General features: G+C 39.4%; 9 protein-coding genes and 2 pseudogenes. 2 read left to right on the top strand and 9 right to left on the bottom strand.

What is annotated here, in order from left to right; genetic code table 11:
* Positions 1 to 63 precede the first annotated feature (63 nt).
* Positions 64 to 279: a hypothetical protein gene (locus MBO_RS10355; protein ID WP_406812858.1), complete on the top strand. Its 216-nt coding sequence runs from the start codon at positions 64 to 66 to the stop codon at positions 277 to 279.
* On the opposite strand, the gene MBO_RS09795 is transcribed toward MBO_RS10355, so the two are convergent.
* The 4 genes from MBO_RS09795 to MBO_RS09810 form a co-directional block, all read right to left on the bottom strand.
* On the bottom strand, positions 189 to 440 hold the full coding sequence (locus tag MBO_RS09795; protein ID WP_036367245.1) for a hypothetical protein: 252 nt from the start codon (positions 438 to 440) through the stop codon (positions 189 to 191). The genes MBO_RS10355 and MBO_RS09795 overlap by 91 nt on opposite strands.
* A 114-nt stretch (positions 441 to 554) precedes the next feature.
* Positions 555 to 1064, bottom strand: coding sequence for a hypothetical protein (locus MBO_RS09800; protein WP_036367247.1), 510 nt, complete (start codon positions 1062 to 1064; stop codon positions 555 to 557).
* Between the two features lie 6 nt (positions 1065 to 1070).
* A complete protein-coding gene (locus MBO_RS10360; RefSeq protein WP_080702259.1) occupies positions 1071 to 1301 on the bottom strand; it encodes a toxin C-terminal domain-containing protein in 231 nt (76 codons plus the stop codon).
* A 24-nt stretch (positions 1302 to 1325) separates the two neighbouring features.
* Positions 1326 to 2333 carry a hypothetical protein gene (locus tag MBO_RS09810; RefSeq protein WP_052585439.1) on the bottom strand — a complete coding sequence of 336 codons (1008 nt, stop codon included), beginning with the start codon at positions 2331 to 2333 and terminating at the stop codon, positions 1326 to 1328.
* A gap of 353 nt (positions 2334 to 2686) precedes the next feature.
* Between MBO_RS09810 and MBO_RS09820 the strand changes: the two are divergent.
* Positions 2687 to 3115, top strand: a pseudogene (locus MBO_RS09820) (IS30 family transposase); the annotation flags it as partial.
* A 25-nt stretch (positions 3116 to 3140) separates the two neighbouring features.
* On the opposite strand, the gene MBO_RS09825 reads toward MBO_RS09820, so the two are convergent.
* The 5 genes and pseudogenes from MBO_RS09825 to MBO_RS09845 all read right to left on the bottom strand — a co-directional run.
* On the bottom strand, positions 3141 to 5705 hold the full coding sequence (locus tag MBO_RS09825; RefSeq protein ID WP_036367249.1) for a TonB-dependent receptor: 2565 nt from the start codon (positions 5703 to 5705) through the stop codon (positions 3141 to 3143).
* 152 nt (positions 5706 to 5857) lie between these two features.
* Positions 5858 to 6043 carry a toxin C-terminal domain-containing protein gene (locus tag MBO_RS10365; RefSeq protein WP_118873522.1) on the bottom strand — a complete coding sequence of 62 codons (186 nt, stop codon included), beginning with the start codon at positions 6041 to 6043 and terminating at the stop codon, positions 5858 to 5860.
* Positions 6030 to 6863: a polymorphic toxin-type HINT domain-containing protein gene (locus MBO_RS09835; protein WP_152545143.1), complete on the bottom strand. Its 834-nt coding sequence runs from the start codon at positions 6861 to 6863 to the stop codon at positions 6030 to 6032. Before MBO_RS09835 ends, MBO_RS10365 begins: the two co-directional genes overlap by 14 nt.
* 70 nt (positions 6864 to 6933) lie before the next feature.
* A complete protein-coding gene (locus MBO_RS09840; protein WP_036367258.1) occupies positions 6934 to 7338 on the bottom strand; it encodes a hypothetical protein in 405 nt (134 codons plus the stop codon).
* 2 nt (positions 7339 to 7340) lie between these two features.
* Positions 7341 to 7974 (bottom strand): annotated as a pseudogene (locus tag MBO_RS09845) (hypothetical protein); the annotation flags it as partial.

The raw sequence follows: 7974 nt of genomic DNA on the forward strand, positions 1-7974 counted from the left end.
ACCCAATATTTAACAAATGCTAAGTTTGTCCTAGCAGACAGTGGTTATCAAGGCATAAAACACATACATGCTAATGCCTTTACTCCACCAAAAGCAACCAAGAAATACCCATTAGTACAAGAAGCCAAAGATTATAACGCATTATTGTCTAAAACACGGGTGAGAGTAGAATATATCCTTGCCAAGTTTCAAGCCTTTAAAATGTTCTCAACCACCCATTGTAAATCATTGGCAAGATTTGAACTTAGGGTAAAGCTCGTGTTTGGGTGGATTGGGTAGTTTTGCAGGATGTCTAATATAGCATTACAAGATGCATCGGTATTTTTGCAATATCCTATATAATGTTTGTATATTTGATTAACACTTGATTCCCAATCTTGAATCTGCACATCATTTAGACCAGCATTCTTTTTATAGCTAACCTGTTTCCATTTTTGCATGATGGTGCTACAGCTAGCTCGTAGGTTGGGTTAGCGATAGCGTAACCCAACGTATTGATTTTAAATCAATTGTTAGGTTTTCGCAAGCTCAAACCAACCTACGTGCTTGCCCCATCAAATCCTCAAATCAAGAATAGTGCTAAGTTGCTGTCTGGATACCTGCCATGCTGAAATACCATTTATTCTTTCTGATAAATATAAGTAAAAACGTTCAATATGATTGGGATTAAAATAATAAATCGGAAGATAGTTCGAATAACTATCAAATATTTTATCAAAATAAAAGTCCGAAGTTAGAGCTTTTTCACTTTGTGTAATAAAAACAAAGCTCTCGGTCATAAAAAATACATCATCATCAACTTCTTCACAAGCAGGATAGGCGTTTTCTTGCGAAAAGATAGTATAAAGGTGCATTTGCTTTACATGGCTTTCTGCCGATTCGTAATGCTTAATCAAACAAACCGTATTGCCAGTATCAAATAAAAACTTGACAGCATCTTTCCATTGCTGGATATACTGCTCTATCCCCCAATCTTTTGTGAATAATTCAAAAGTCTCATAACATTCATCTAAAAGAATTTTTGCGGTTTTATTACTTGGATTAATCTTTATTAAATCTCTCATGGCGCCCTACTTTTTAAAAATCCTTAAATTAGCATCAGCTGTGCCCAATCTTTTGCCTTTATTATCAAAAATTTTCCAAACCCCGCCATTATGACTATCAACATCAGGTGTAATGTATCGATTGCCTTTTTTGTAAACTGGCTGTCCATGACTATTAAAGGGGTATTGATTTGTTTTTACGCCATTATGTAGCACCTGCACAAAACAAAGGTCTAATAAAAGTAGGTAGAAAACCACCTACTTTTTACTCTAGCATTTAAATCATGCAAACATTGCTATAACTAGGGTATCTAATGCACATTCTAAAGCAGATAACTTACTTTGGTCAATCTTGCCAAGACTTTTTAACTCAATTTTGCAAAAATCATGTATCTGTTTCGATATTCCAGCAATATCCTTATGCGTTTGTGATGTATTATCATATTTTGGAATCGCTAAATATTTTAAAACATCAATGCCACGATTAGTTTCTACGGCATAACCATCAATGATATTACGAATTGTTGGACTGTTAATTATGCCACATACAAAATAGGCTTCATCGGCTGATTCTAAAGCAAGATATAAAACCTTTGAATCAACCATAATTATTTTATCTGTACCTAAAACGCTATTATCATAGTTAATTAGGCTTTCTTCGGCATTGCCAACCACAACCGCAGACATACTACCAGTTTGCTCTTTCCAAAGCACTTTATAAGGCGCGTAGGTATATTCACCCACATTGTCTAATCTATAGAAAGGGTTTTTATTGGGGTCAAAGAATTTGCCGTTTTGCACTCGACTATCGAACAATTCCTTTTGATAAAATTCTAACCAGTTATAGGTCAGAGGATGGGTTTGTAATAATTCCGTTTCGGGAATGCCGTATTTATGCTCTTTGCTGTGCGGTACTAAAATATACTCATTACTAGACACATACCATCTTTGAATATTACGACCACCGAGCATTGGATAAATAAGGTCTGTTTCTACAACGCCTTTATGCTCACCTTTATTCAAAATATCTTGTCTGCGTTGGCGTGAAATATCATTAACGATAACCGCTTTACCATTTTGCATAGGATTACAGGCAACTGGTTTTTTAAGTATATAAACACCTTTTGCCCCAGCAGGTTCAATACCTTTTCTACCACGATAGAATCGTTCTTTATCCATATCTAAAACTTTTTTAGATAAGGTTAGCTTATGACTTTCAAGCGTGAGCCACGATGATTGTAAATCAACGCTTGATACAGGATCCGCTGACAAGACTTGGCTATCAATCATACGACTGACATCCGACCATTTAGCATGGCTATCAAATACGGTTTTTTTTTAGCAGCAAGGTAGTCCCAATTATGGTAATTATCCATTGGGTAAATCATCTGTTTACCCTTTTCAAAGAAAATTGCCATTGAAGGAATAGTAAATAATTTGATATTTGAAAAATCATCTAACCGATAGACACTAAAGGGAATATCTTGTCCCTTACGCACGATTTTGAACTTTCTAAAACCATGACCGCCTTTAGATGACTTGATAAATAGCGAGGTAAGATACCTATTACCCATCATCTGATAGACAGACCACAGATTGCCAATGAACGCCTAAGAATCGGTGATTAGGGGGCGGATACTGTTCTTGGTAAGTCAGGCAAGGCTTGTTTTGTTACTTTGGTAGATAGATGTAGTCGTTTTTTAATTTGCACAACCGTCAAAGCCAAAAAAGCAACCTTGGTCAGTCAAGCCATCATCAATGCCTTAGTGAATCAGCCTGTGCATACAATCACACCAGATGGGGGGGGAGAATTTGCCAAACATCAAGAAATAACAGACCACTTAAAAGCAACCATCTACTTTCCACCACCAAGACAGTCTTGGCAAAAAGGAAGCAATGAAAACACCAATGGGTTATTAAGAGAATATTTCCCGAAAGCGTCTAATATTAACCATTGGGACAATCAATACATACAAACAAAGGCCGCCAAACTCAATCTGCGACCTAGAAAATGTTTAAATTGGCGAACACCTTATGAGGTCTATTATCAAAAGGTGTTGCAGTTAGTTTGATGATTCAAGATATTAATGGATTAAATCAATACTTAACATTCACCCCCAAACTAAAATTCCTGCCCATTTGTGGAATATAAGGCAAATGCGTTTCGTGGGCATAGACTTTTTGGTCTAACAAATTATTTGCATTAAAGAAAATTGAGTAATCCAAACCGCCTTTATAATTTTGATAATTCACGCCCATATTTAATAAATGATGACCTTTGGTTGGGGCTTCAAATTTGGAAACTTTATTCTGGTCAAAAGTGCGAACATATTCCATACTGCCCGACCATTTATCATCAAAATCGGCTTTGACTTTTGCCCCGAGTCGCATTGGCGGTAGGCGTGGCGTGGTGCGGTCTTCTTGGTCGGTGTAGGTTTTGATTGCAGGTCTGCCCCACGATGCTGGTGTATAATCAGAGACAATTGGTGGCATATCGTGCAATTTGCCTTTGATATAATCGCCAAAAACAGACGCATAATAATTGTCATTAAATTGATAACCAACGCTCGCTTCTGCCCCATAAAATTTGGCAGGGCTTTGGTCATAACGGTTAATGCGTAATTTTTTAAGATGATTAACCCTTGCCGTCCCTAGATATTCGTTAATGGTGGACAAATAAATATAATTGTCAAAATCATATAAATACCCCGCCACTTTATAATCTAATTTATCGCCCACAAACTTTAAGCCAAGTTCATAATTATTGGATTTTTCTTTGGTCAAATGCCGATTGCCAATTTCAAAAGAATTGGTGGCAAGGTGCATTCCGTGCGTGTACAATTCTTGGCTGTTGGGTAAGCGTTCTTGGTGCGATGCGTTAAAGGAGAGCGTGTAGTCTGGCAAAAATTTCCAATGCACGCCCAAAGCATAAGAATGGGCGGTGTTTTTGTGTGGTTTGGTGGCGTTAATGGCATCGTCTATCGCTTGTTGCAATTTTTCGGGGTTTGACTGCAAATTGCTACGCTCTCTCATTATCCAATCAATGTGCTTGGTGTCATAATCCATTGCCACGCTTTGTTTTTCTAGGCGAGTGCCAAGCTCTAACTCCACATTGCCGACATTGTACTGCCCCATTGCAAATAATGCCTTGTTTTTTAACATATTTTGGGTCAAAAGCTGGCGTTGTCGCCATTCGGTTTGGGGCGACAAGGCACTATTGTCCTGCTCTGTATATTGTACGCCCCACAAGGCTTTGGCATTTTTAAATGGCGTATGGGTCAGCTCCGCACGAGCCACTTTGCCTTTATTCATAAAAGAAGTATTAACGACATCGCCTTCTTTTTCATCGTGCCGATAATCCACATAACCAACATTGGCACGCACTTTGTCCACAAACGGCACAGGGTTGTCCCATTCGCTACGCAAATCATAACGGCGAGCGGTCAAATCCACAAAGGGCGTGCCGTGTTTGTCGTGTTTTTTATGTACGCCGTGCGAGTGGTTAAAATTGGTGTGGGCGTGGTCGGCACAGTCGGGGCGTGGGTTGATATAATTAACATCGTCTTCATTGATAAGCTGGGGATAAGTCGCCAAATACGGTCTGTCCCACAGGCTATCAAAAATAGAAATCACCCCACAGCCTTCATAAATGGCGTTGTGGGCAGGCAAGCCGTATTTGTCCTTGCGTTCGCTGATTGCCACGCCCACATAGCCTTTGTTGCCAATCCACGACAACCCTAAACTGCCCGCTTTTGAATCCGCCCAGCTTTCGGGCAAATAATCAAACTGATAATGCTGAATGGTGGACAAGTCTTGTTCTAATATCGCTTTTTGTGCCAAATAGCCCGCTTCATCGCTGATAAAGTAGGTCTTATCCCGCCAAGACAGTGGCGTGCCGTTTTTGATTGCTTGCCATTCTTTTTCCAAACTGGCTAGGCGTTCGGGGGCTTTGACATAGCGGTCAATTTGATTTTCATTGTCAAAAGTGGTGTATTGATAATTAGGCGTGCGATAATTGTCTGCCGATTTGTGCAAGCCTTCCAAATGCACGGCAAAATTTTGCCCCAAGCCAAAAGTAATCGCCCCTGTGCCAAGTTTTTCATTATTACCCGTATTAAAGCGAACCCCTGCTTCGCCTGTGATCGGCTTGGCGGGCAGTTTGGTGGGGATTTTGTTGTCCACAATATTGACCGCCCCTGCCGAATTGCCTGATTTATATAATAAAGTGCTGACCCCACGCACCACCTCGGCACGGTTTGCCAGCACCGTGTCCACCATCACGGTGTGGTCTGGTGAAAGATGAGCCATATCAATGACATCGGCATTGTTTTGCAAAATGGTAATGCGTTTGCCTTCTTGCCCACGGATAATCGGAGCGGACGCACCCCCGCCAAATTGGTTGGAATGAATGCCAAGCTCGCCGTCCAAAGCATCGCCCAAAGTGGTGGCTCGTTTCTTTAACTCATCGGCTCGCACGGTTTGGTCGGAGACATTGGCTCGTTTGCCCAAAAGATTGGCAAGGTGCTTGGCTTGGGTGGTGGTAACTTTTAGCGTGCCAAGATGGGCGGTGGGAATTTCATCATCGGTGTCATCAGCAAAGGCAGACAAACTTAGGGGCAACAAAATGGCAACAAGTGCCAAACGCAGTTTGGTAACAGTCATTACTCTTCCTAAAAAATTTGAATTGTATAGCAAATTGCCAATTTGTTTTTTATTTGAATCTCAAAATGTCATTCTTGAATTTTTATATTATAACATATTTTTTTTATATTATAACAATAAAAAAACCGCCTTGACCATCACCAAAGCGATTTTTAAATAGATAATACACCTTCATGCCGATCAACATCTGGTGTAATATATCGATTGCCTCTTTTATAGACTGGCTGCCCATGACTATTAAAGGGGTACTGACTGACTCTTCTATATCCTAAGGCTTGTGCGGCGACAGTTGCTTCTCTGGTTGTGGCAAAATATCTACAATCATTATGCACCCACACCCCATACTGACTGCCTTGTGCTGAGACAAAGTAGGTATGGGGTGTTGTTGATGGTTAGGTTGTAGGCGGTTAAATCTTCTTGGGCGATTCTGACGGATTTGACCGTTTGCCATGAGTCATCTTCGGATAATAATTGATAACCTGATTGTAGATTGCTGGCATCCACCCAGACACCATGCTCAATCTCGCCTTCATACCGATGACCTTCTGATGATGGTGGAGTTATTGTACCATAAGGTACTTTTGCAAAGAATGGGTGGATGGCATTTGATATTATGGTTTGTTCATTTCCTTGTGAATCAACAATGGTAATATATACAGTTTCTTGATACTGATTGTGATACCAATTGGTGACAGGCTGGTAGCTGTACTTGCCCGTATATTCATCACGAGACCAAACATAATCCCCAATCTTGATGGATGATATTGGTTTGTATCCGTTCATGGTTGAGATTAGAGTACTGCCATGAAATGAGCAGCTTTTCTTAACAGCCTGAACAATTCTACGACTGCCTGATTTAACAATCTTATAGCCATACTTGCCAATATTACCTGCAATAGCTTGAGTAATATAAGACTCACCTTTTTCTTGAGCCAGCTGTTCAACGGTCTTTTTGCCTGACTTTAAATCTTGTATATCTTGATAGACTTGATAGGCGGTGTATGCCTTATCTAATACATAGATGATTGCAGGAATGGCAGTCCAAACAGCATTATTCTCCACCGCCACCCCAGCTTCATTTGCTGTGGTATCCACATCAAAGTCATAGAGTAGGACAATAGAGCTTGCGATGAAGCCGTAGGTTGTGTTGAGACACAAAATATAACAAAATCAATGAGTTATGACATAATTCTGGGTTATGCTGTCGCTAACCTAAGCCTACGAACTATCATACATCATACTTGCGTATGACCATCTGATCTCCTTCATTTTTAATGATTATTTTACATGTATCAAGGCTTAACTCAAGTCCTATCTTGATAAGATTTTCATCAATAATCATGCGTGCGTCATAAATACATATTGAGTCTTTTAAGTTTAAAAAATCAAACATATCTTTTATTTTTATCACACCGTAATCACCCATATCAACTTTCTGCAAACAATTGCCTGCTGTTATATCCAAAGACTCGCCATCTTCATTGCAGGACACTGTTATGGCAGCATCATCAATTATGAGGCAAATATCCACAATGTCCTCCATAAAAATTTCTTGTTGATAACTATCCACAAAGTAAATACTTGCCATTACATTTTTCAATGTTTTTCCAATAATTTGTTTCACATCTACCATAATTACTTACCCAAAGCTTTTTTTAAGGATGTATTATTGATGCCATTTTTTAAAATAGTAACAAAAGTACCATCTGTTTTTGTAACTACAACATCATTGCCCTTGATTCTAAAATGAACATTGCCCCTCGACCCATTAGAGCCCTGACCTGCAAAATCACCCAAGACAACCATCTCTGGTTTTAGAGCTATATCATTAATTATCCGAACAACCATAGCTCTATCTTCAGATTTTGATGGATCTCCACCAAAATCACTGACATGTTTACCAAGTTTTTTTCCAAGTTGTTTGTTTTCAAATTTAAAATCTGGAATATTGGATATTCTAACAATATTTTCACTTGTTGCAGTATTGGCAGGCTTTGATGTAGAGCTTGAACTAGAAGTGGATTGAATTTTGCCAGACTTTCGACCAGCTGGCGTTAAATTATTCACAAAATTCAACGCATGCTCTGCAATTTCTTTATCTGTAGCATAACGCTCCCCATCTCTTAATTCGCAAGTCAACCCAAATACTTCATAACAAACTATCCAATGCCCTTTTTCATTAATTTTATGGATAGCATTATTCTCCACCGCCACCCCAGCTTCATTCGCTGCGGTATCCACATCAAAGTCATAGAGTAGGGCGATGGCA

The organism is Moraxella bovoculi 237, from assembly GCF_000696305.2.
Taxonomy (GTDB): domain Bacteria; phylum Pseudomonadota; class Gammaproteobacteria; order Pseudomonadales; family Moraxellaceae; genus Moraxella; species Moraxella bovoculi.